The sequence below is a fragment of the Amycolatopsis rifamycinica genome (genome assembly GCF_000695625.1).
Classification (GTDB): Bacteria; Actinomycetota; Actinomycetes; order Mycobacteriales; family Pseudonocardiaceae; genus Amycolatopsis; species Amycolatopsis rifamycinica.
Genome location: NZ_JMQI01000081.1, coordinates 26,122 through 49,298 on the forward strand (window position 1 = coordinate 26,122; position 23,177 = coordinate 49,298).

Annotated in this window: 18 protein-coding genes; 14 read left to right on the forward strand and 4 right to left on the reverse strand. The window is 65.6% G+C overall.

Going from position 1 to position 23,177, the window contains the following annotated elements:
- The first annotated feature begins 216 nt into the window (after positions 1-216).
- From DV20_RS40475 to DV20_RS44560, 4 genes are all read left to right on the forward strand, one after another.
- Positions 217-558, forward strand: a complete 342-nt coding sequence (locus DV20_RS40475; RefSeq protein WP_043788951.1) for a hypothetical protein — start codon at positions 217-219, stop codon at positions 556-558.
- 82 nt (positions 559-640) lie between these two features.
- Entirely contained in the window at positions 641-1,465 is an 825-nt protein-coding gene (locus DV20_RS40480; RefSeq protein WP_043788952.1) for a Scr1 family TA system antitoxin-like transcriptional regulator, read from the forward strand.
- A gap of 1,814 nt (positions 1,466-3,279) precedes the next feature.
- Positions 3,280-4,194, forward strand: a complete 915-nt coding sequence (locus DV20_RS43515; RefSeq protein WP_200876600.1) for a hypothetical protein — start codon at positions 3,280-3,282, stop codon at positions 4,192-4,194.
- Entirely contained in the window at positions 4,194-8,897 is a 4,704-nt protein-coding gene (locus DV20_RS44560) for a caspase family protein (RefSeq protein ID WP_084093922.1), read from the forward strand. The genes DV20_RS43515 and DV20_RS44560 overlap by 1 nt, the downstream gene beginning before the upstream one ends.
- 1,077 nt (positions 8,898-9,974) lie before the next feature.
- On the opposite strand, the gene DV20_RS40495 is transcribed toward DV20_RS44560, so the two are convergent.
- Positions 9,975-10,586 (reverse strand): TetR/AcrR family transcriptional regulator, encoded by a 612-nt coding sequence (locus DV20_RS40495; RefSeq protein WP_235191142.1) that lies wholly within the window; start codon positions 10,584-10,586, stop codon positions 9,975-9,977.
- A 155-nt stretch (positions 10,587-10,741) separates the two neighbouring features.
- Here DV20_RS40495 and DV20_RS40500 point away from each other — a divergent pair, with 155 nt between their 5' ends.
- The 7 genes from DV20_RS40500 to DV20_RS40530 all read left to right on the forward strand — a co-directional run bounded on the left by DV20_RS40500 (position 10,742) and on the right by DV20_RS40530 (position 18,149).
- Positions 10,742-11,614, forward strand: a complete 873-nt coding sequence (locus tag DV20_RS40500) for an oxidoreductase (protein WP_051736329.1) — start codon at positions 10,742-10,744, stop codon at positions 11,612-11,614.
- Entirely contained in the window at positions 11,611-12,222 is a 612-nt protein-coding gene (locus tag DV20_RS44570) for a (2Fe-2S)-binding protein (protein WP_084093915.1), read from the forward strand. The genes DV20_RS40500 and DV20_RS44570 overlap by 4 nt, the downstream gene beginning before the upstream one ends.
- Positions 12,219-13,202, forward strand: coding sequence for an FAD binding domain-containing protein (locus DV20_RS40510; protein ID WP_043788957.1), 984 nt, complete (start codon positions 12,219-12,221; stop codon positions 13,200-13,202). The genes DV20_RS44570 and DV20_RS40510 overlap by 4 nt, the downstream gene beginning before the upstream one ends.
- Positions 13,199-15,367 carry a xanthine dehydrogenase family protein molybdopterin-binding subunit gene (locus DV20_RS40515; protein ID WP_043788959.1) on the forward strand — a complete coding sequence of 723 codons (2,169 nt, stop codon included), beginning with the start codon at positions 13,199-13,201 and terminating at the stop codon, positions 15,365-15,367. Before DV20_RS40510 ends, DV20_RS40515 begins: the two co-directional genes overlap by 4 nt.
- Before the next feature lie 201 nt (positions 15,368-15,568).
- Positions 15,569-15,922 carry an alpha/beta hydrolase family protein gene (locus DV20_RS45305; RefSeq protein WP_051736330.1) on the forward strand — a complete coding sequence of 118 codons (354 nt, stop codon included), beginning with the start codon at positions 15,569-15,571 and terminating at the stop codon, positions 15,920-15,922.
- Entirely contained in the window at positions 15,883-16,599 is a 717-nt protein-coding gene (locus DV20_RS45310; protein WP_152603824.1) for a nitrilase-related carbon-nitrogen hydrolase, read from the forward strand. Before DV20_RS45305 ends, DV20_RS45310 begins: the two co-directional genes overlap by 40 nt.
- Entirely contained in the window at positions 16,596-18,149 is a 1,554-nt protein-coding gene (locus DV20_RS40530) for a long-chain-fatty-acid--CoA ligase (protein ID WP_043788961.1), read from the forward strand. The genes DV20_RS45310 and DV20_RS40530 overlap by 4 nt, the downstream gene beginning before the upstream one ends.
- Positions 18,150-18,329: 180 nt before the next feature.
- On the opposite strand, the gene DV20_RS40535 is transcribed toward DV20_RS40530, so the two are convergent.
- The 3 genes from DV20_RS40535 to DV20_RS45695 form a co-directional block, all read right to left on the reverse strand.
- A complete protein-coding gene (locus DV20_RS40535; protein WP_043788962.1) occupies positions 18,330-19,358 on the reverse strand; it encodes an aldo/keto reductase in 1,029 nt (342 codons plus the stop codon).
- A 74-nt stretch (positions 19,359-19,432) separates the two neighbouring features.
- Complete coding sequence (locus tag DV20_RS40540) at positions 19,433-19,894, reverse strand: VOC family protein (protein ID WP_043788963.1); 462 nt, start codon at positions 19,892-19,894, stop codon at positions 19,433-19,435.
- A gap of 177 nt (positions 19,895-20,071) precedes the next feature.
- Entirely contained in the window at positions 20,072-20,221 is a 150-nt protein-coding gene (locus tag DV20_RS45695) for a hypothetical protein (protein WP_160169782.1), read from the reverse strand.
- Positions 20,222-20,274: 53 nt separating this feature from the next.
- Here DV20_RS45695 and DV20_RS47115 point away from each other — a divergent pair, with 53 nt between their 5' ends.
- The 3 genes from DV20_RS47115 to DV20_RS40550 all read left to right on the forward strand — a co-directional run bounded on the left by DV20_RS47115 (position 20,275) and on the right by DV20_RS40550 (position 23,087).
- On the forward strand, positions 20,275-20,409 hold the full coding sequence (locus DV20_RS47115) for a hypothetical protein (protein WP_268747479.1): 135 nt from the start codon (positions 20,275-20,277) through the stop codon (positions 20,407-20,409).
- Positions 20,410-20,727: 318 nt separating this feature from the next.
- The gene (locus DV20_RS40545) at positions 20,728-22,068 is read left to right on the forward strand and encodes a cytochrome ubiquinol oxidase subunit I (RefSeq protein ID WP_043788964.1); all 1,341 of its coding nucleotides are present in this window, start codon (positions 20,728-20,730) and stop codon (positions 22,066-22,068) included.
- Entirely contained in the window at positions 22,065-23,087 is a 1,023-nt protein-coding gene (locus tag DV20_RS40550; protein ID WP_043788965.1) for a cytochrome d ubiquinol oxidase subunit II, read from the forward strand. Before DV20_RS40545 ends, DV20_RS40550 begins: the two co-directional genes overlap by 4 nt.
- Positions 23,088-23,177: the final 90 nt, after the last annotated feature.

The window sequence follows — 23,177 nt, forward strand, 5'->3', positions numbered from 1 at the left end:
GCTCTACATCAGCTGGTACCGGTGCGTGCTCGACGGACTGACGCACGCGGTCACGGACGACGAGTTCCTGCGCGGCATCCGCCTCCAGGAAGGCCGGTACCACTCTCTCTGCGGCCACGAGGTGCTGATTCACTCCTGCCTGGCACCGGCCGACCGTTCATGTCCGACGTGTCGTGAACTCGTGAACGCCTCCGCGCGCGTCGCGGTGAGGCGACGATGACGCCGATCTCGCCCACATCGCGAACGGACCTCGACGCGCTGTTGCTCCAGCCGGTCCGCCTGTTCATCGCCTGCCTGCTGGCTGACACCAGCTGGCGTTCGCAACTCGCCGTCCAGCAAGCTTTGGGACTCCCCACGCCCGACCTGGACCTGCACATCGAGTTTCTGCGCGCGGCTGGCTACCTCCAGTGCCGTGCCGAACCCCGCGAACTCCGCCTGACCCTGCTGGGTCTGAACCGGCTGCTGGACCATATCGGCGCTCTGAAGACGGTCGCAGCAACAGCCGGCGCTCTGGTCGCCCAAGTGAGAGCTGCGCTCCCCGCCGAGAGCCCGCCCTGACAGCAGGCCACCCAACCGCCCTCCTCAATCCGCAGCTCACGTACGCGTTCCTGCCACCCACAGCCTCAGCAAGGACTCGAAGATGCCCAAGCCGATCATCCGCCCGCCCGCGACGGTTGCCGTCAGCAGCAGCCTGCGCGACGCCCGCAAGCGCCGCGGAATCGGCCTGCGAAGGCTGGCCGAGAAGATCGGTGTTCATCCCGCAACGCTCTCAGCGTGGGAGCTGGGTATCAAAGTCGTTCCGGAGACCGCCGTGGCCCGGGTCCTCGGGTATCTCCGGGTCGAGTCGGTCGAGTACGACCGGGTGATGGCGCTAGCTCCGCACGTCGGCGACGCGAACCTGGTCGACCAGTCGGACCCGCAACTGGGGCACCTGCTGTGGACATACGAACAGCTCTCCAGCCGTGTCGTGGAGTGGGCACCCTCGTGCATCCCCGAGCTCCTCCGGACACGGGCGTATGCCGAACGAGCGCTCGACAAAGCCGTGATGCAGGACGACCGCAGAGACATGGAGCTGTTGAGCCGCGAAGTCCGCCAGCAAGCACTGAACGACGGAAGCCGTCGCTACGTATTCGTGATCGCTGACCAGGCACTATGCGGCATGGACGACCTGCACAGAGAACAAATCGAGCACCTCCGCGCGGTGGCACAGCTCAAGCACGTGACTGTCCGGTTCGTGCCGCCAGCGGAGACTGCCCTGAAATCGATCGGCGCCTTTACGCTCTTCGAGGATCGGTCTGAGCCCATCGCCGTGATGCTCAGACACCACCACTGCAACACCTACCTGACCGACCGCAAGATCCTGAGCCGCTACCACGACACGGCGAGGGTCCTTCTGCGACGCGCCTTGAATGAGCCTGCGGCTGCTGACGCACTGGGTGCAAACGCGCTGATCCGGGGGTCGTGATGACCGCGGCGATCTACATTGACCCGCTCGCGATCCACCCGGTGATCGAAGGTGAGTGGCATCGGACCCGACTGGTAGAGATCCCGGCGCCTGGGCAGGTCATAACGATGCTCTGCGGAGCCTCCGGTGCTGCGGTGTTCCAGATGGCCGGCGAACGTCGAAGCCGTCGGATTCCTCGACAGTGCGACCGCTGCGACGTCATTTATCGATGTGAGCAGGGGATCCCGCTCCGGCAAGAGCGGCCCCGTCGCCCTTGAGATCCAGCCCTCCGTCCGTCCGGCTCGCTGTGACGCGCGTCCGCCGGCGATTCGAAGCCGCATCCACACGGCGGCTTGGGAGGGCTGTGACGGGTCCGGCGATGACCCGTCACAGCCGTCCCAAGCAAGGTATTTAGCAGGTAGATCGCCATTTTGCGCCATCGCAGCCAGTGTGACAGGCTGACGACTTGCGACAAGGGGTTGTGACAGTCGATTTCCGCGACAACTTACGTGACGTGAAGATGCGCTGCAGGGCGTAGTCGCGAAAAGGTCACAAAGATGAGGTTCAGCATGGCGGAACCGGTCTGCGCGGGTTGTGGCAGGACGCTGCCGAGTCCGTGTGGACGAGGGCGCCCAGCCGCATACCACGGCCCTGCGTGCCGCCAACGCGGCCGCCGCGCTCGGCTCACCGCGGAACCCGCCATGCCGACCTGCTGGGCCTACTCGACCGAGCCAGCCGCGCCGTGGCCGCCGCGCGCTGCGCCGCAACATCCGGCACCGGCCCCCGCGCAGCGCTCGCCGAGTTGGGCGCCGTCGCCGAACTGGCTAACGTCGGTTCAGAGACAGAAGTCGCCAATGCATCTCGGGGGGACGTTGAACGCCGCGCGACCCGCGGAGCCAAATGTCACGCAATCCGTCACGAATCCTGCCGAGCCGGAAGCGCGCCCGGTGACGGGCGAAGACTTGATCGACTTTGACACGGTCCGAGTTGAGCGCATCAACGAATTCGAGAACTTGGGCACTTACCGCGTCCTGGCCGGCGACTCGATCCTGCTCGGGTACCTCGGTCGAGACCGGCGACGCCGCTGGAAAGCCTGCCTCCGAAGCCGGTCCGCCGGTGCTGCACGGACGGCGGCCACGTCGCTCGCCGTGCCAGGCGGACCGTGGCGCACCCGCCAAGACGCGCTAGTCGGCCTGCTACTCAACGGCAGCATCCGCACTGCGGACATGCAGAAGCCGTAGAACTGAGCTGCAGCCTCAAGACGGCCTGTTGTGGACGAGTGTTCACGTCGTCGCCGAATCGAGATCAGCAGTCCGTAACTTCCGAGCCGCCGTGACCGACAACGAAGGGACGCCTAGATGTGGACCGAGATCGATTGCGGAGGAATAAGGTGGCGCTGCTAGCGCTGCGAGGCGAACCGGCAGGCGGCGTAGGTGCTCTGCTGCTTTGGACGCGACCAGCGACGCAGCCGGGAGGCGCGGACGGCAGCGCGCTGCTGACCGTACCTAGTGGAACGTGGAACACTCGGCTGGACGCACTCACTAGGGCCGCCTCTTAATGGTGGAATCCACTGCGCGGACGTGGGAGCAGCCCCGTTGGGCAGACCGTCATCCGACGGTGGACGGCGATCTAAGCATGGCAGGCACGTGGTACTTGTCCGGATTTTGGACGGCGAGCTGGCCGAGACGCTCGGCGATTTCGCGATCACCGCCCACTCTCATAGCTGCGCGATCCAGCCTAGCACGGTCGCATTGTTCGTCGAAGTCGCATGATCGATCAGGACTGTGATCTACGTTCCGTTGCGGGTACGCTTGCTGACTACAAGCAGGGGAGGAATGTTGGCGAAGATCGTCTTTGTGCACGGCGTCGGCAAGCAGTACCTCAGCGAAGACTCTCTTGCAAGGGACGTCGTGCCAGAGCTGCGCGGCGGGATACGACTGGCCGGCGGTCCAGTACCAGCCGAAAATGAGCTAGAGGTCGCGTTCTACGGCGATCTGTTTCGACCACGGGGTACACGATCGGTGATGCAGCCGAACTACGACGCCGCGGACATCGAAACGGAAGAAGAGTTCCTGCTCCTGATGGAGTGGTGGGCAGAGGCTGCGCGCATAGATGAAGCAGTACCGGGCCCAGCTGAAACCGGTACTCGAGGATCCGCAGGCTGGGCAATGTCTCGATCTCTACGTTTGAGCGCCGTAAGGTCAGCACTGGACGCTCTTACTGGCGCGAAATTCATGCGCGGCATACTTGACCGCGTACTCATCGGCGACCTCAAGCAGATGACCACCTACTTCGCCAATAGCGAGCTGAGATGTGAGGCGCGGGCACGCCTGGCCGCGAAGATTACACCTGAGACGCGTGTAGTCGTTTCACATTCGCTCGGCACGATAGTCGCATATGAAACACTTTGCGATTCCCGTCTCAACGCGGGGTGGGACATTGACATGCTAGTCACTCTCGGTTCGCCCTTAGGTATGCGCGCGCTGGTCCTCGACCGATTAGTGCCGGCGCCAATCAATCAGCAAGCAATCTGGCCGAGGTGCCTCCGCAGTTGGACCAATGTCGCGGATTTGTCTGACATTGTCGCTGTCGTGCGCAAGCTACGCCCCTCATTCGGCGAACTCGTCACGGATGTTGTTGTCAATAATGGAAGCCATATGCACGAGTCAACGCGCTATTTGACTGCAGCGGAAACAGGTCAAGCAATTATCTCGGGCCTCAACCGTACGCAAATCTCAGGCGGTATCTAATGAGATACTTGATCGCGGCTGGAACGCGCCTATATCAGCACTATGCTGAACTTCCGGCCGTGCACACCGATGTCGAGCGAATAGTCACCCTTTTCGCCTCCATGGGCTACGAAAGGATCTTAGAGTCCGTCTCATTAGATCCAATCGCTGCAGAGTTTGAGGACGCATTATCCGCTTGGTGTTCGACCGCTGAGCTTGCCGCTGATGACGTCGTCGTTATATACTATGCTGGGCATGGCGACCGCCCGCTTGGCGGCCGCTACCGGCTCGCTTGCGTGGATAGTGAACATCATCGACCGCGATCATGGTTGTCGCTCCAAAACTTGGCAGAGGTTTTCGGCTCGTCGCCCCTTCGTAATGTGCTCTTTCTGATTGACGCGTGCCATGCGGCGGCCGGCGCAGCCGAAATTAGTACGGTGACAGACGCTATCGTCGCGACTCGAACACGCGGCGATAACCTTGGATCAGGTACCTGGATACTGGGATCGGCTCGCCACCGCGACTTGGCCGATGACGGTGCATTCGCACTGGCCGTAAGTCGGGCGGCTGAGGCAGGCGACGGTCCTTCGCAGCAGTTTATTTCTCCTGCCGAAATTGTGAATAGGGTCAACAGGATATTCGCAAAGGACGGTCTTCGACAGCGTGCTGCCGCCTCTTCCGCTGATCAGACAAAGCAGCCGCCGTTCTTTATCAATCCTGCTTTCGATCCTTATGCTCAAATCGATGTGGACGGCCAAGATGCCGAGAGGGAATTGGATATCTCCTCGCATTTCGGACCTCGAGGACGCGGCGTGGAGCACGTACACGATCCCGGCATGTACTTTACGGGACGGAGCCATGCCTTAACTGTCATTCGAGCACACCTGAACGGTTCCGGTGGTCATAACGTGTTAGTGGTGACCGCTGACCCGGGCTCCGGGAAGTCTGCCGTGCTCGGTCAACTGGTGATGGAAAAATGCTCGGATATCTCCATTAATGCACGGCATCAAACTTTGGACTCGCTCGTCAGTCGTCTTGCCGCTTCTTCTGATATCAAAGCAACAACCCTCGAGGGCCTGCTATCGATTTTGGCCAATAGAAAGAAGCCGTTACGTGTCATTGTAGATTCACTTGATGAAGCCGGTCCTGTTGGCGACAAAGTTGAGGCCCGTCGGATTTCCTGGGATCTGATACGTCCGCTTGGAGCCGTGCCCTGCGTGCGACTTGTCGTCGGTTCGCGACGCGAGCTGCTTTCGCACATTGGAGACCGCCAGCCCGTCGTCGACCTCGACGATATCAGGTACTCTGCCGATACGAGTACAAAAAGGTATGTTGAACAAATCCTCATGGACGTCGGATCGCCGTATCACCTCCAACCTGCCACGGCAGCCGACATTGCCCACGAGGTGGCCCAACGAGCCGGTCTATGCTTCCTCGTCGCACGGATGACCGCGAGCGCTCTGCTTCGCGACGATGCTATCGATACGTCCGTGCCAGGGTGGGCAGAAAGACTTCCCTCGGACGTCGGCGCGGCCTTCGATGCGTATTTGCAAAGAGTTCCGCGCGAGCGTCACTCTTCGACAATGACACTGCTTACAACGCTAGCTTTCGGCGAAGGTAACGGACTGCCACGAAGAATCTGGGTGCGAGTCGCCAGTCGAGTCGGCGGAGTGCCACTAACTGAAACGCATATCGATACGCTAGTCGATGAGGACAGTTCGTATCTGACAAGCGTGGAAGTAGATGGGGTAAAGTATTTTCGACTATACCACCAGGAGCTAAGCGACTATCTCAAGAATCACGCACTTAAGCACCGAGATCTTGTCGATATTCAAGAAAGCTTCGTGGACGAACTTCTGCATTTGGCTTCCAATTGCGATTGGAAGCGTGTTCATCCATACATAATTTCTCATTTGGCTACCCATGCCGCGGCAGCAAATTCGATCAGTGACCTGGTCGCGGACCCAGCCTTTGTTTTGGCGGCGAACCCAGTCGGATTGCTTCGAGCGGTTCGACATTCGAGCTGCGATCCAACCCTCGCAATGATCATTGAACGCTGTGCAGACATACTTGAGGACGCCAGTTCAAAGAATCTTGATCGCGCGGCACAGCTAGCATTTGTAGCTGAGACTTACGGCGCTACGCTCTTCGCTCGAAGGGCGGAGGGTATATCAACGTCGCTGGAGCGAGTGAGAGCCGAACCGCGAAAAGTAACGCCACACCGAATTGTGGGACAACATACAGAACGTACGTACTCAAACAGATCGGCTCATTGGGCGTGGATGATCGAAGACGTGGAAATCCCCGGAAGTGGGCGCATAATTCTGGCTAATCCGCCGGAGACGGCACATGTCCACGTCTGGTCTCTAAATGACGTCTCGCAATCTACACTCTTGATTCACTCGGCTCCCGTCACCGGGCTTTCTGTAATTCCGGGCACCGACAATCGACCATTGGCCGTCACTCTCGACCAAGCGGGCGAATTGCGCATTTGGGACCTAGTCGATCAGGTTATTGTTCGACGGCTTCCAAGGGCGGGCTACCACGAGATCCTCGATATCGGTACGTCGTCTAGCGGTGCTCCGCTAATCGTTTGCAAAAATCCTCGAAGGGTTGCGGTAATCGACCTGAACGCCTTGGCGACAGTCTACGAGACTGATGTCACAACACCAAGTGACGTTCCCTTTTGGTCACCTGGCGCCACGGCCTGTCTGGTGCGTACCGGTGATAACCGTACAGCGCTTTTGTTGTGCGACGGGCAAAAGAGTGAAGTTTCAATTCATTTACTAGAAGCGTATTCTTCCCCGCGCATCGTTTTGGTCATCGGAAGTATAGAGAACCCAGTCTTGATGGATAGATTTATTTACCCTGAGGCCGGGACGATCGCGGCAATTTATGAACCGTCTAAGAGAATCTGCCTTCTAGATGTTGACTCTGGAGAAATTTCAGCCTCTCCTTTTAATGGTTTCGAATGGAAGCCGGAAGGCGGATTTGTGGAGGGGGATGAGGGTGAGCCATTATTTTTCGGTCGGCAAATGGTAGGTCTGCTCGCAGGATCACTTGCTGCCGGATTGATTACTAAAAACGTCGAAGGATCCTCGCAAACCTTCATTCCGTTCGTTAGCGATAAGCGCATCTTTGCGGTGACCGTGCCGGACGACCATACCGCTATCGCTGTAGTCGATTGTGTCTCAGGTAACTACGTTGGCGAGCCACTCCGCGGCCACGAAAGTTCTGTCTGTGCTGTTCATTTAATCCGCTTTCCAGAGTCCGGTTCAATAAGTATTTTGGCGGTAGGAAACGATGGGACCGCTAGACTCTGGCCCTGGCGTTCTCCTGTCATGGTTCAGGATGTCGAACAGAATTTGAACAATAACGACCAAATGTCGCATCCCTTTGAGGCCGAGGTAGTGCTTGATTGGAGGGCGAATCCAAAAATGATTCTATTCGGTCCTCCGGGTATTAGGCGAGTAGATGTGCGGATCTTGGACGAGTTGGATGGGAAAAATGGACAGCCTTTTTCTGAACATGTGATGAGCGTTAGTCATTTGCGCGAACACGATTGTTCCGAAGATGCCGACGGCACCATACAGATATTGTCCTGGGAGTATTCGCACCACACCACAAGCAAAACCGATCCAGATATTGCATATGGGCAGCCGGTGGGTACTTATTATTGGAACCGCATACCGGTGGATGGTCATCCTTATGGTCTAAAACTTGATTGGCTTCATGGTGGTCGAGGTAGAATAAGTGCGTGTTTGATTCCATCAAATTCGGCGCATCCGAATGCTCGGGTTGTGGCCTTCGACGCGCTCCGCGGCCAGGTCCAGTTGATGGAGTCGCCTAGCGATGCAGGCAAAATGGTGCAAGTGCCATGGAATATTGATTCTGCACGTGATCTAGTTCGCTCGACGGCTTTCACCTCGCTAGAGGGAGACGCGGTCCTTATGGTAATTGTTCGGAAAGCGACGGGTTATGAAGAAACAGTCACGGGCCGCCGCTCGCCTGACAATACGCGGGTGGCTGATTCGGCCGCGTCTCACGTTGAGTCAGAATTACCATCTTTATGTTATCTATGGGACGTCACGAAGCGGCAAGCGGCTAGGGATACGCCGCTGGTGCTTCTTGCAGGAATCGAAATTATTGCGCCTGAACACGGAAAAAACGGCACACGATACGTTGCGATGCGTAGCCGTGGAGGGTCGACGATCGTGCTAGATCTCGCCACGGATCAGCGGCACGTTGTTCAAGCCGCCCAGCAATCAGCCGATCGGTATGATAAGGCAACTTTCACAGGTCGTCACTGTATTCGTTGGGCCAATCTGCGCGATAGCACTTCTGTTCTGCTATCTATCAATCCATCAGGTTCTGACGATTTACTCGAGGATGAATTCGTACAATCAGTCCCGGTGACGGTATGGAGATCCGACGCTCCGGATCACACATATCGTCTCCCGGTGTGTGCGAGCCATATTCTGTGGACTGGAAGCGCCCCTAACGGGGAAGCGCTTGTTGCTGTGAGTGACACAAAAGAAATAACTCTTTGTCATCTGGCTAGTAATGAAAAGGTCTGGGCAACTTCGTTGCCGGCGCTCGTTGTATCTTTTACGGCAGTAAATTGTGGCGAGACGTTCAATTTTGCCGTCGGTACTCAGCAAGGTGTCATCCTTTTGCGTCCTCGAATCACGGGCGCTTGGCGGAGACGTCTAGGATTATCTTAAGTCCAATATGCGAGTCTGTATCTAGATGAGATGCGTCGGAACGATTAATTAATGAGGCGGTCGGGGTCAATCTGTCGTCTACGCTTCACGGTGGTGAGTTCAGTATGGTTGCAGCGTTAGGTGGAGTCTCTGTCATCATCCGGCCCAAGTCGGGTTTTTGCATCCGCCCTAATCGCATTGTTGATCCGCTTCAGAATGTTGCGGAAACGCTCGAGACGATGACAGGGTCGGTGTAAGGAATTTCATTTCAAGCACGACACCTGGGTTGGTGTGTAGACCAGTCCTCGATGGTCTTGCCTGCGCGCCAAGTTCTGACCCCTCCTTGGGAGGCGCAGTGGGGGCTTGGCCTCTACGTACAACACTCGTTCAACCGAGCTTAAGAGTTGTGGCTAGCGTGCAAGATCGTCCTCGGACACAGTATTGCCCCACGGATCGCGAAACGCGATCTTAAAACCGGGGTGACCGTACTCCAGCTTGAGTCGATCACTTTCAGTCGCCATCCGTCGCTGTCGCAGACTAGGTAATGTCCCGAATCGCGCAGTGCTATCGCGACGCGACTGCTCAGTGCCCGGGCAGACTTCAACCTGGCGTGGCCCTCATCGTCTTGAACGCCGAGCCGGATATGGATCTCGTCGACGAGGTGGTCTTCGCGGATGTAGAGCGTCTTCGGCCGCGGCTGGCTTGCGCGTTGGGTGCTGGTGTGGCCGTGGCGGCAGCGGTAGGTCGGTCGCCCGTGGTCTCAGTGCGAGTCCAGCCGCCGGTTACAGATACCGCAGTGGATGAGCCCGGCGAGCGCAAACTAGCCCTCGTCAACGGGCTGCTGCCGGTGCTGAAGGCGCCGTCGCGCGTGGTCGTGGTGACGAGCGGCGCCTCGGCGATGTCGCTGACCTCGTTCGCCGTACGCTTCCGGACCGTGGTGGGCCAGCCGCCGCTGGCCTACCTCGACAACGGCCGGCGGATGCTGCTGGCGCAGCGCGCGCCCCGGACCAGGGATGTCCGCATCGGGTCCTTGGCCGCCGACCCGGGGCTTCGCGTCTCGGCCGCGGAGAAGTCGCCCCGCGTTTCCGGGAGCGGGCATCAGCTTGCCGTTTCGGCAGGCCGGGCTGGGGATGAGCCGGGACGTTGCCGGGCCGTGGCGGGTTCTGGGTGGTCCGCTCCGCGCGGTGCCGATCCGTAGAGCGCGTGGTCGACCAGGCGCGTGGCGATCGATTCGTCGAAGGGCACCTTGAGTACGAGCAGCCGGTGGTAGCAGGCGCCCCACAGCTGGTCCACGATGATGTCGAGGTCGGCGTCCTCGCGCAGCTGACCCTGTCGCTGCGCGACGCGCAGGCGCTCACGCGCGAGCTCGCGGCGCGGCTGTGCGTAGGTCTCCGACCAGGCTCGAGCGAGTTCGGGGTCCATCTGGGCCGCACCGACGAGCTCGGACATGGGCCGCTCGGCGCCTTCGTCCTTCAGCCAGCGGACGAACGCGCCGAGCTGGCTGATCAGATCGGCGCGCACGTCTCCGGTGTCGGGGAGCTCCAGCACCCGCAGGCTCCTGGCGAAGTACGCCTCCGCCGCGAGCGCGCCCGGTGACGGCCACCACCGGTACAGGGTCGTCTTGCTCGCTCCCGCTTCTGTCGCCACTCGGTCGAACGTGACCGCTCGCATGCCGTCTCGCAGCAGGATGCGCCCCGCGGCCGTGAGCACGGCGGCACGCACCTCGGCGGCTGGTCGCCGGCCTCGGCCCGGCCGGCTGGGAATGTTCTCGGACATTGACCATCCCACATGTAGACAGATTGTTCATTTTAGGCGTACGGTACCTAAGTGAACGTGTTGTTCATATCCTAACTGGAGGTACGGCCATGAACAACAAGACATGGCTGATCACCGGGGCCTCGCGCGGCTTCGGCCGGGCGTTCGCCAGGGCAGCGCTCGGTCGCGGTGACCGTGTCGCCGCGACCGCCCGCGACGTCTCGTCCCTGCGGGATCTCCGTGACGAACACCCCGGGCTGCTCGCGCTCGCACTCGACGTCACCGACGCCGACGCGGTCCGCGATCGGGTTGCCGAAGCGGAGGAACACTTCGGCCGGCTCGACGTCGTGGTCAACAACGCCGGTTATGGGCACATCGCCGCAGTGGAGGAGGTGACCGACGCCGAACTGCGCGACCAGCTGGAGACGAACGTCCTCGGCGCCCATCGCGTCGTCCGGGCCGTCCTTCCCGGGATGCGCGAACGTGGCAGCGGGCACATCGTCCAGGTTTCCTCGATCGGCGGCGTGCTGGCGTTCCCCAGTGTGGGCGCCTACCACGCCTCGAAGTGGGCGCTCGAGGCGCTCAGCGAGTCACTGGCCGCCGAGGTCGCCAGGTTCGGCGTGCACGTCACCCTCGTGGAGCCGGGCGGGTATGCCACCGACTTCTCCGGATCCTCGGCGCGGCACAGCAACCCGTTGCCGGCCTACGACACGATGCGCGAGGAGCTGGCAGCCCGCCGCCGCGCGAGCGTGCCCGGGGACCCGGCCGCCGCCGCGCGAGCGTTGCTCGAGGTCGTCGACGCCGAGCAGCCACCACTGCGGGTGCTGTTCGGGGCGCTGTTCGGCGTGCCCACACCCGAGCTCGTACGAGGGAGCTACGACCGGCGCCTGAAGGAGTGGGCCGCGTGGGAGCACCTGACAACCCGCGCATACGGGGATCCCGGTGACAACGCCGGCCGTCCGGCCGGCGGGAGAAGTCGATGACAGACGACCCAGCACCCCAGCGAACCACGCACACCCGACGTACCGTCCTGAAGTCCGCGGCCGGCACCGTCGCGGCCGCCCAGCTCGCGTCCACCGCCGAGGCCACGGCCGAACCCGCGCGCCCGGTCGCCGGCGGCGCGTCGATGGAGATCACGTTGTCGGTCAACGGAAATCGGCACCAGGTGCTGGTCGAGCCGAGGGTCACACTGCTCGACGCGCTGCGCGAGCGGCTCGCACTGACCGGCACCAAGAAAGGTTGCGACCGGGGCGAGTGCGGTGCGTGCACCGTCCTGGCCGACGGCAAGCGGATCAAGTCCTGCCTGACCCTGGCCGTGATGCGGCAGGACGTCGAGATCACCACCGTGGAAGGGCTCGCGCGGGGCGACGCCCTGCATCCGGTGCAGGCGGCGTTCATCCGGCACGACGCGTTCCAGTGCGGTGGCTGCACGCCCGGTCAGATCATGTCCGCAGTGGCGTGTATCGACGAGGGCCACACGGGTTCCGCGGCGGAGATCCGGGAGTGGATGAGCGGCAACCTCTGCCGCTGCGCCGCGTACCAGAACATCATTGCCGCGGTCGCGGACGCCGCGAAGGAGGTGCGGCGGTGAGGAACTTCGGTTACACGGTTGCGAGGACCCCTTCCGACGCGGTGCGGATCGCCTCCGGGACGCCGAACTCGGCGTTCGTGGCGGGCGGCACCGACCTGCTGAACCTGATGCGGGACGGTGCGCAAGCGCACGACCACCTGGTGGACCTCAACCACCTCGACCTCGGCCGGATCGACATGGACGGCACCACGCTGCGCGTCGGCGCGCTCGCCAGGATGCGGCAGGTTGCCGAACATCCGGTGGTGCGCCGGGAGTTCCCGGTGCTGTCGCAGGCGTTGCTCGCCTCGGCGTCCCCGCAGGTCCGCACCATGGCCGCGATCGGCGGGAACCTGTTGCAGCGCACCAGATGCGGCTACTTCCGGGACACCGGTTCGGGATGCAACAAGCGGGTTCCCGGCAGCGGGTGTCCGGCGATCGGCGGACACAACCGGGGACACGCGATCCTGGGCGGCAGCGACCACTGCATCGCCACGCACCCCTCCGACCTGGCGGTAGCGCTCACCGCGCTCGACGCGACCGTGCACCTGCTCGGCCCGGACGGCGCCAGAACCGTCCCCATCGCCGACTTCTACCTTCTCCCCGGGGTCACCCCGGACCGGGAAACCGTGCTGCGTCAGGGTGAACTCATCACCCGGGTGGACGTGCCACGCACCGGGGCCGCCACCCGCTCGCGATACCTGAAGCTGCGGGACCGAGCCACGTTCGAGTTCGCGGTGGTGTCGGTGGCGGCCACGCTGGGGATGGGCGGCCGCACCGTGCGGGACGTGCGGCTGGCATTCGGCGGCGTCGGCACCCGCCCCTGGCGGGACACCCGTGTCGAAGCGGCACTACGCGGCCGGGAACTGACGACGGCAACGATGACCGCCGCGGGCCGGGCACTGGTCAGCGACGCGGTTGCCCGCGACGGCAACGGATTCAAGGTCGAGCTCGTCCAGCGTGCGCTGGTGAGTGTCCTCACCGAGTTGGGAGGCGTTCGATGACCGGGCTGATCGGTCGGGGCGTCGAGCGGGTGGACGGTCGGGCGAAGGTCACCGGCGCGGCCACCTACGCCGCCGACCACCGGATTCCCGGTGCGCTGCACGGCTTTCTGGTGACGAGCACGGTGGCCCGGGGGGAGATCACCGAACTCGACACGAGCCAGGCGCTGGCCTGCCCCGGCGTCGTCGCGGTCTACACCCACCAGAACATGCTGCCGCTGACGGTACCGCCAGCCTTCCCCTATCCTAAGCGTTTCATTCCGCTGCAGGACACCCGGATCCACCACAATGGGCAGCCGGTCGCCTACGTGGTGGCGCAGACTCTGGAGCAGGCGCAGGAGGCGGCGACCCTGGTGCGGGTCCGCTACCACGCCGAGCAGCCGACCGCGTACCTCGCCGACGCGCTCGACGAGGCGTACCTGCCGCCCAACTTCCGCGACAGGCCCAACGAAACCATTCGCGGGGACGCCGCCCGGGCGCTCGCGGCGGCCGAGGTGCGGGTCGAGCAGGAGTACAGCAGCCCGACGCAGCACCACAACCCGATCGAACCGCACACCACCACCGCCGTCTGGGACGGTGACTCGCTGACGCTGTACGAGAGCGCGCAGGGCGTCGTGCTGGCCCGCAGGATCGTGGGGCAGGCGTTCGCGAAGTACGTGCGGGAGGAGGACATCCGGATCGTTTCGCCCTACCTGGGCGGCGGGTTCGGCGCCAAGGGCCCTACCTGGCCCCACACACTGCTCACCGCGGCGGTAGCGCGACTGGTCCGCAGGCCGGTGAAGCTTGTGCTGACCCGCGCGCAGATGTACACCATGAACGGGCACCGCGCCGAGTACCGCCGCAGCCTGCGGCTCGGTGCCACCCGGCAGGGCAGGCTGACCGCCATCGTCGACACCAGCACCGCACAGCTGAGCCGCACCGAGGAAAGCATCTACAACACCAGCAACTCCACGCTCGACCTGTACGCCTGCCGGAACGTCCACGTGCGACAGCTGGGTGTACCACTGGACCTGCCGTCGTCGAGCTACATGCGCTCACCGGAGACCACCGCGCACTTCGGTCTCGAGATCGCCATGGACGAGCTGAGCTACGCGGTCGGCCTCGACCCGGTGGAACTGCGGGTACGCAACCACAGCCCGGCCAGCCCGCACTCCAGCAAGCACCTGCTGGAGTGTTACCAGTTGGGGGCCAGGGCGTTCGGCTGGGCACGGCGCGACGCCAGGCCGGGGTCCATGCGGGACGGGGACGAGTACGTCGGCTGGGGCATGGCCACCGAGACCCACACCTACAACGCGATCCCGTCCTTCGCCCAGCTCACCGTCGATGAGACGGGACGGGCGACCCTGCGCGTGGCCAGCCAGGAGATCGGCACCGGCACCTACACCGTGCTCACCCAGGTCGTCGCCGACGGGCTCGGCGTGCCGCTGGACCACGTCACGACGCTGCTCGGCGACACGGCGTTCCCCGCCGCGGCCATCTCCGCGGGATCGTCCACCATGCCCAGCGTGATCGGCCCGGTGTCCCAAGCGGCGCAGAACGCGCGTACCGCCGTGGTCGCGATCGCCGTCGCCGACCCGCGTTCGCCGCTTCACGGCGTGTCGGCGGCGGACGTCATGGCCGAGCACGGCTACCTGTTCGTGCGCGGTGACCGCGGGCGCAGGGACAGCTATCGCGACGTCGTGTCCCGCCACGGCCAATCCGTCGTGGTGAGCGGGAGCGGGTTGAACACGCCGGGGCATTCGTTCGGTGCGGTGTTCGTGGAGGTCCGCATCCGGCCGAGACTCGGCGCGGTGCGGGTGAGCCGGGTGGTGGCCGCGTACGACCCCGGCCGGGTACTCAACCACCGAACCGCACATGGACAGGTGATCGGCGGCGTAACCTGGGGCATCGGCTTCGCGCTGATGGAGCACACGCAGGTGGACCCGAACACCGCGCGGGTGGTCAACCCGAACCTGTCCACCTACCTGGTGCCGGTCTGCGCCGACACACCCACGGTGGAGTCCTACTTCGTCGACCGCGAGGACCCGGCCAGCAAACCCGCGCTCGGCGCCCGTGGCTTCGGCGAGACCCCGGGCACCGGGGTGCCCGCCGCGATCGGCAACGCGATCTTCCACGCCACCGGCCGCCGCCTACGCGACGTCCCGTTCACCCAGGACAAGCTGTTGTGAGCGCCCGGATCCCCACGCTGGTACTCGTGCACGGTCTCTGGCACGGCTCCTGGTGCTGGAGCGAAGTGATCCCCATGTGGTCGCCGCCGGTCGCCTGGCCGTCGCGGTGGGCCTGGCGGGACACGGGCTGTACGCCCGTCGTCCGCACTCGTTCAGCGACGGCCGTAGGACACTGAGGCAGTCATGACGGAGGTGTCACCCGTGGCGGAAGTGAGTCTCGACGATGCGGCCGAGTTGTTGACTTCACAGATCAAGCGGATCGGCGTTGGCGAGCCGGTTACCGTGGTCGCGCACAGCGCGGCCGGCCCTGTACTGACGCGAGTGGCCGAGCAGACGCCCGAATTGGTCGCGCACGCGGTGTACCTTTCCGCGTACATGCCGGCATCCGACGGGCCGGCCGCCGCGTATACGCGGCGGCCCGAAGCCGCCGATGACCAAGTCCCGGCCTTGTTGCGGGATGATCGAGCCAAGACAGGCGCGCTGCGGCTGGACCTCGCCACGGACGACGCGCGCCGGTGTCGGTTCGGGCGGCACCAAGGTGGGGGACGGGGCTGATAGCCGGCCGGGCCACGGCTGATCCGCCGTCGCCGGTTGGCGGGGTTCGCCCCACGGGACGAGCCCGACGCGCTCACCGGGGCCACGGCCCCGTCAATGACTGGGGTGAGGACCGCGTCCGGGCCGAGCAACCCCTGGATGCGGACCAGGGCACGGGCCGCCCGCTCGGCCGCGTCGGCGTCACGCCCCACCGAGCCCAGCCGAAGCCGTACCGGCCCGGCGACGGCGTCGTCCCCGTCGTCGACACGCCCTACGGCCGCCTCGGCGGCGTGATCTGCTACGACGCCGACTTCCCGGCGATGATGCACGCCGACGCCGACATCATGCTGGTGCCCGGCGGCGACTGGCCGGAGATCGGTCGCGTGCATTCCGAGATGGCCGGGCTGCGCGCCGTGGAGAACGGCTATTCACTGGTCCGGCAGGACTACGTCGGCTGGTCTGTGGCGTTCGACAGCCACGGCCACACACTGTCCACTCAAGACACGTTGGTCGACCGGGACCTGTGGCTGGTCGACGTGCCGGTCCACGGCGTCACCACGCCTTACCGCGTGATTGGGGACGCCGTTGCCTGGCTGTGCCTGGCCGGCACGGTCGTCCTCATCGGACTTCGTGTCTTCCGCCGGCCTGCCCGGGCATCCGGAACGCCGGCGATCGACGACGTCACGAAAGGCCGTTGACGTACCTCACCCAACCGCTGCACCGGGCGCTGCGGCAATCGCCCGGCCGGCCCTTCACCGTCTACGGCGAACGCACCCACACAGCACGGGAAACCCACGACGTGGTCTCCCGCATCGCGGGTGCGCTGGCCGGTCTCGGCGTGCGCGCGGACGATCGGGTCGGCCTCTTGTCGCCCAACACCGACCGGTTCTGCCAGATCGTGCTCGGCATTGCGTGGGCCGACGCGGTCGTCGTTCCGCTCAACACCCGGTGGAGCGCCGGTGAAAACGCTTACGCGCTCGACGAGGCCGACGTGACCGTCCTGTTCGTCGACGACGCCTTCCTCCCGATCGTGGACCGCCTGCGGGAGCGGGCACCGGTCCTGCGCACGATCGTCCACTGTGGCGACGAACCCACCCCCGACGGCCTCGTGCCGCTGGCCGAACTGCTCACCGCCGCGCCGGTCGAGGACGCGCACCGGAACGGTCACGCGATGGCCGGGATCTTTTACACCGGTGGCACGACCGGTTTCCCCCAAGGCGTCGTGCTCGGGCACCGGCAGCTCGTCATGGCGGCCATGGGCACGCTGATGGCCCAGACGAGGGTGCCGCACGGCGGTGCCTGCGTCCTGGTCGCCCCGGCGTTCCACCTCGCCGGGTTCGGCTCCTGGATCGCCGCCATGCTGACGAACGCGACCGTGGTGCCGCTCCCGGCGTTCGACCCGGTCGGCGTGCTGCGCGCGGTCGAGCGGCACCGGGCCAAGCAGATCATGCTGGTCCCGACGATGATCCAGCTGCTCGTCGATCACCCGGACGCGGGCACCTTCGACGTGAGCAGCCTGGAGCTGCTGACCTACGGCGCGTCCCCGATCTCCGAAGCGCTGCTGGACCGGGCCCGTACCGCGTTTCCGGCCGCGCGGTTCGCCCAGGCGTACGGCATGACCGAACTGTCGCCGACCACGACCATCCTGGGCGACGAAGACCACGACGACCCGGCGCTGCGCCGGTCCGCCGGTCGCGCGGCGCCGTACGCCAGGATCCGGATCGTCGGGGAAACGGACCAGGAGCTGCCATCGGGCGAGGTAGGTGAGATCGTGGTCGCCGGCGACCACGTCATGGCGGGTTACTGGAAGAAACCGGCGGAGACCGCGGCGGCGATCCGGAACGGCTGGCTGCACACCGGCGATGCCGGATACCTGGACGAACGCGGCTACCTCTTCGTCGTCGACCGCCTCAAGGACATGATCATCAGCGGCGGGGAGAACGTGTACTCGACCGAGGTCGAAAACGTGATCGCGAAACACCCCGCGGTCTCCCAAGTCGCGGTGATCGGCCTGCCCGACGACGAGTGGGGCGAACGCGTGCACGCCGTGGTCACCCTGCTGCCGGGCACCACCCTCACCGCGGCCGAGCTGCGGGAGTTCTGCCGGCAGGCGATCGCCGGCCACAAGTGCCCCCGCAGCCTGGAGATCGTGGAGCGGTTGCCGATGTCGGCAGCCGGCAAGATCCTCAAACGGGATCTGCGGAACTCCAGGGCGGTTCCGGCTGAGAAAGGGCAGATCCAGGGCTGACACGGCCGAGCTGGCCGGACAGGCCAGCGCGCTCTCGCTGCCGTGCAAGGCGCGGCAATCGTCGTCACGGATGCCATGGGCGCCATCGGTTCTGATGGCGCCCATGGTGAGCGGTGTCCGGCGACCGGCTGTCTGGCGGCATCCGCCGGGATCCTCGGTGGACTCTGATCGAAGTCGGCGCTAGCCGGGCACCGCGTCGCCGCGGCGGCGGAGGTGTGGCTGCCTGAGGTGCGGTGGCTGGTAAGCCACGTCCATCGGTCCGAGGTCGGTGCCGGGCGGGACTATTTCGTCGATCCGGTCCAGGAGGTCGTCGCCGAGCTGGGTGCCGGCTCCGGCGAGCAGGTCCTGCAGTTGTTCCTCCGTGCGCGGGCCGATGATCGCGGAGGTGACCGCGGGGTGGGCGGTGACGAACGCGATTGCCATGTGCCGCAGCGGGATTCCGGCCTGCTCGGCGGCGGGGAGGAGGGCTTCGACGCCGTCGAGCTTGCGCTCGTCGGTCATGTGCCGGGGTACCCAGTGCATGCGGCCCGCCGAAACCTCCGCTGTGCCGTTCTTGCGGTACCGCCCGCTGAGCAGCCCCATCGACAGCGGGCTCCAGACGAGAACACCCATGTCGTAACGCCCGCACACCGGCAAGACGTCGTTTTCCACCCCGCGGTTGAGGATCGAGTAGTGCAGCTGCTCGGTGCGGAACCGTGCCAGCCCGCGTCGCTGCGCCAGCCACTGGGCTTCGACGATCTCCGAGGCGGGCAGGTTGGAGTGCCCGATCGCCCGTACCTTGCCCGCGTGCAGGAGGTCGGTCAGCGCGCTCAGCGGCTCCTCGATGTCGGTGCCGGGCTCGGGGTGGTGGAGCTGGTAGAGGTCGATGTGGTCGACGCCGAGGCGGCGCAAGGACCCTTCGACCGCCGAGATGATCCAGCGGCGGGAGTTGCCGCGCTGGTTCGGGTCCGGTCCCATCGGCCCGTTGCCCTTGGTGGCGAGGATGACGTCGTCGCGGCGGCCGCGCAGCGCCTTCCCGACGATCCGCTCACTTTCGCCGTCACCGTAGACGTCGGCCGTGTCGATGGTGTTGATGCCGCCGTCGAGTGCACGGTGGACGATACGGACGCACTCGTCGGGGTCGGGGTTGCCGTACGGGCCGAACAGCATCGTGCCCAGGGTGTAGGTGCTCACCTGGATGCCGGTGCGGCCGAGTGGACGGGTCTGCAACGAAGATCTCCTTCAGGGGGCCGCGGTGGGACGGCCGGTCCGGCGCATCCCACCGCGGCGAACGGGAAAGCGGGTCAGGCGTGCGCGGCCGCGACGTCGACGATCCAGGTGACGCCGAACCGGTCGGTCAGCATGCCGAAGGCGGGCGCCCACTGGGAGGGGCCGAACTCTTCGACGACGGTGGCGCCCTCGGCGAGGCCCTTCCACACGGGCGAGACCTCGTCCACGGTTTCGCCGCGGACGGACAGGAAGAAGCGCTCCCTCGTGAGGGTGGTGCCGTTTTCACGGCGGGTGGTCGGGGTGGCCGGGACGGCGGGCCCGTCGGTGCCGGGGACGTCGTAGGCCATGACCTGGAAGCCGTTGTCAGCGGTAAGCCGGCCGAAGACGACTTTGGTGGCGTCGGGCAGCTCCGCGGGCATGCCGAAGTCGCCGTAGGTGACGACGGTGGTCTGTCCGCCGAAGACCGACTGGTAGAACTCCAGCGCGGCCCGGGCCTGGCCGGTGAAGTTCAGGTGGGCGACAGCGTTGAGCGACATGGTGTTTCCGGTCCTTCGTGAGTGTTCCGCCGCCGGGGGCTTCCGGCGACGAGGACCACCGTGTCAGCGGTAGCGGCCAGGGAACGTCCTCTTCTTGTGGGCGACCGAGTCATCCGGCTGAGGTTCGCGGTGCCGGCTTCGTCTTCGCGATGGTCGCCGCCGCGTGGCGCAGGGCCGTCAGGTACTTCGGAAGCCGGCCAGGGGCGTAGCGGCACTCGGGGACGCCCAGGGAAACCGCTTCTCCGGCGCGGACCGCCGGTACTCCTGGTTCAGCCGCGCGAACCGCAGCTCGTCGACCGCGGCCGGGTCGGTCAGCAGCCCGACCACCGCCGCGCCACCGGGAGTCCGGCGGACGTCGGCGCCCAGTCCGGCGATGACGGGTGCAGGCAGCGGACCTTCGGGCGGCCGAAGGCCGGGTGGAGTGGCGGCCGGCCGGCCTCGACGGCTGGACGGGCCACTTGCGGGTGATCGACAGCGGCACCGGGGCCAGTGAGGCGGAGCTGCGGGTCAGCTGATCGCAGCCGGCTCGCCACGCACTTCCGGTGACGACCCGGCCGAGCGGCCGAGCCAGGGGCCGATCAAGCGACATCGTCGCGCACCGTCACCAGCACGGCTCTCGACAGTGGTCGCGCTGGGTTTACGCCGGCCTGGTTTCCCAGAAGCCACGCATCCGTTGTCGCTGCTCCTCCTGCACGGAGGCACCGGCTCCGCCTGCAGCCCGACCAAGCGCGCCGGTGCAGGTTTCCCGGTCCAGCCGGTGGGTAGCCGCCGAAGGTGATCAAAGGAGCTGTCGAGGCACCGTTCCCGACCGGCTCGCCGGAGGGACCCGCACCGTGCTGACCTTGTCCGCCGCGCCCCTGGACCTGCTCGCGGCGCGCGAACAGATGGCCCTGTCCCTGGGCTGGCACATCATCCTCGCCTGTCTCGGTGTGGGCATGCCCGCGCTGACGCTGTTCGCGGAGTGGCGGGCGCTTCGCACCGGCGACGAGGCCTACCTCGTGCTCGCCCGGCGGTGGGCCAAGGCGATGGGTGTGCTGTTCGCCGTCGGCGCGGTGTCGGGCACGATCCTCAGTTTCGAGATGGGCATCCTGTGGCCCGGTTTGATGGGCACCTACGGCCAGGTCATCGGCCTGCCGTTCACCATGGAGGGCATCGCCTTCTTCGTCGAGGCGATCTTCCTGGGGATCTACCTCTACGCGTGGGATCGCCTGCCACCGCGGCGGCACCTGCTCGCCGGCGTCCCCATCGTCGTCGCCGGCATCGCCTCGGCCTTTTTCGTCGTCAGCGCGAACGCCTGGATGAACCAGCCCCGCGGCTTCGACCTCGAGCACGGCCGGGTCACCGACGTCGACCCGTGGGCCGCGATGTTCAACCCGGCGACCCCGCCGGAGACGATTCACATGATCCTCGCGGCCTTCATGGTCACCGGCTACCTGATCAGCAGTGTCTACGCGGTGGGCATGCTGCGCGGCCGCCGGGACCGCCACCACCGGCTCGGCCTGCTGACCCCCTTGACGTTCGCCGCTGTGCTGACGCCGCTGCAGATCGCCGCGGGCGACTACGCCGCGCGGTTCCTGGCGACCAACCAGCCCGCCAAGCTCGCCGCGCTCGAAGGCGTCTACCGCACCGGCTCGCACGTCCCGCTGACCATCGGCGGGATCCCGGTGGGCGAGGAGCTGCGGTATTGCCTCGAAATCCCGAGCGGGCTTTCCCTGCTGGTCGGGGACAGCCCGGACACGGTGATCACCGGGCTCGACCGGACGCCGGTTCCCGACCGTCCGCCGGTCGCGGTCGTGCACCTGTCCTTCGACGTCATGGTCGGCATCGGGTTCGCCCTGCTCGCGCTCGGTGCCTGGCTGGCGCTGGTGTGGTGGCGCCGCCGTGACCTGCCGCGCTCGCGGTGGTTCCTGCGCGCGGTCGCGGTCAGCGGCGTCGCCGCCTGCTGCGCCCTCGAGGCCGGGTGGATCACCACCGAAGTCGGCCGCCAGCCTTGGATCGTCTGGGGCCATCTGAGAACGGCCGACGCCGTCAACCCCGCGCCAGGTCTGCTGGTCGGGCTGATCGTCGTGCTCGCGGTGTACGTCGTGCTGACGATCGGGACCGTTTACGTCCTGCGCCGGATGGCCCGCACCGACCGCCGGGCGGCGCCGCAGGAAGCGGGGAGGTCGTCATGACCCTGGCCGACTGGTCCGTCGCGGTGCTCTGGGTCGGGTTGACGCTGTACGTGCTGCTGGCGGGTGCGGACTTCGGCGGCGGGTTCTGGGACCTCTTCGCGGGCGGCCCGGACCGGGGCCGGGAGCAGCGGGAGCTGATCGAGCACTCGATCGGGCCGGTGTGGGAGGCCAACCACGTGTGGCTGATTTTCGCGCTGGTGACGTTGTGGAGCGCGTTCCCGCCGGTGTTCGCCGCCGTAATGTCCACTTTGTACATCCCGCTGACGCTGGTGGCGCTGGGCATCATCATCCGCGGCGCGGCCTTCGCCTTCCGCAAGGCCAGCGACACCCTCGGCCGGCAGCGGCTGTTCGGCGCCGCGTTCGCCGTCGCCTCCGTGCTGACCCCGTTCTTCCTCGGCACGGTGGCCGGCGGCATCGCCTCCGGCCGGATCCCGCTCGCGATCGCCGGCGGTGACCTGCTCACGAGCTGGCTGAACCCGACGTCCGTGCTCGGCGGCGTCCTCGCGGTCGGCGCGGCCGCCTACCTCGCCGCGACCTACCTCTGCGCCGACGCCCGGCGCGCGGGAGAGCCCGCCCTCGCCGAGGCGTTCCGCCGCCGGGCCCTCGTGACGGGACTCGCCCTCGGGGTGGTCGCGGCGGCCGGGATACCTGTCCTGGCCACCGACGCCCCACGGCTGTTCGACGGCCTGACCCACCGCGGGCTCGCGGTCGTCATCCTCTCGGCGGTGTCCGGCGCGGTTTCGCTCGTGTTGCTGCTGCGCCGTCGTTTCCTCGCGGTGCGGATCACCGCGGCCCTCGCGGTGGGGACGCTTCTGTGGGGCTGGGCCGCCGGGCAGTACCCCTACCTGCTCGAACCGGACGTCACCATTGCCGAGGGCGCCGCCACACCCGCGGTCCTGTCGGCCACCCTCGCGGCGCTGGGCGTCGGGGCGCTCGTGCTCGTGCCTTCGCTGTGGTGGCTCTTCAGCCTGTTCCAGCGTCCGGCCCCGCCCTCGGCCAGAACCGGAGCGCGGTCCTGAGTCCTGCTGGTCGATATGATCGCCTTCGGTCTCCTCACCTCCGTTCCGGGAGGTTCCGGCGGGCCCGGTGGCCGCGGCCCAGACGGCGGT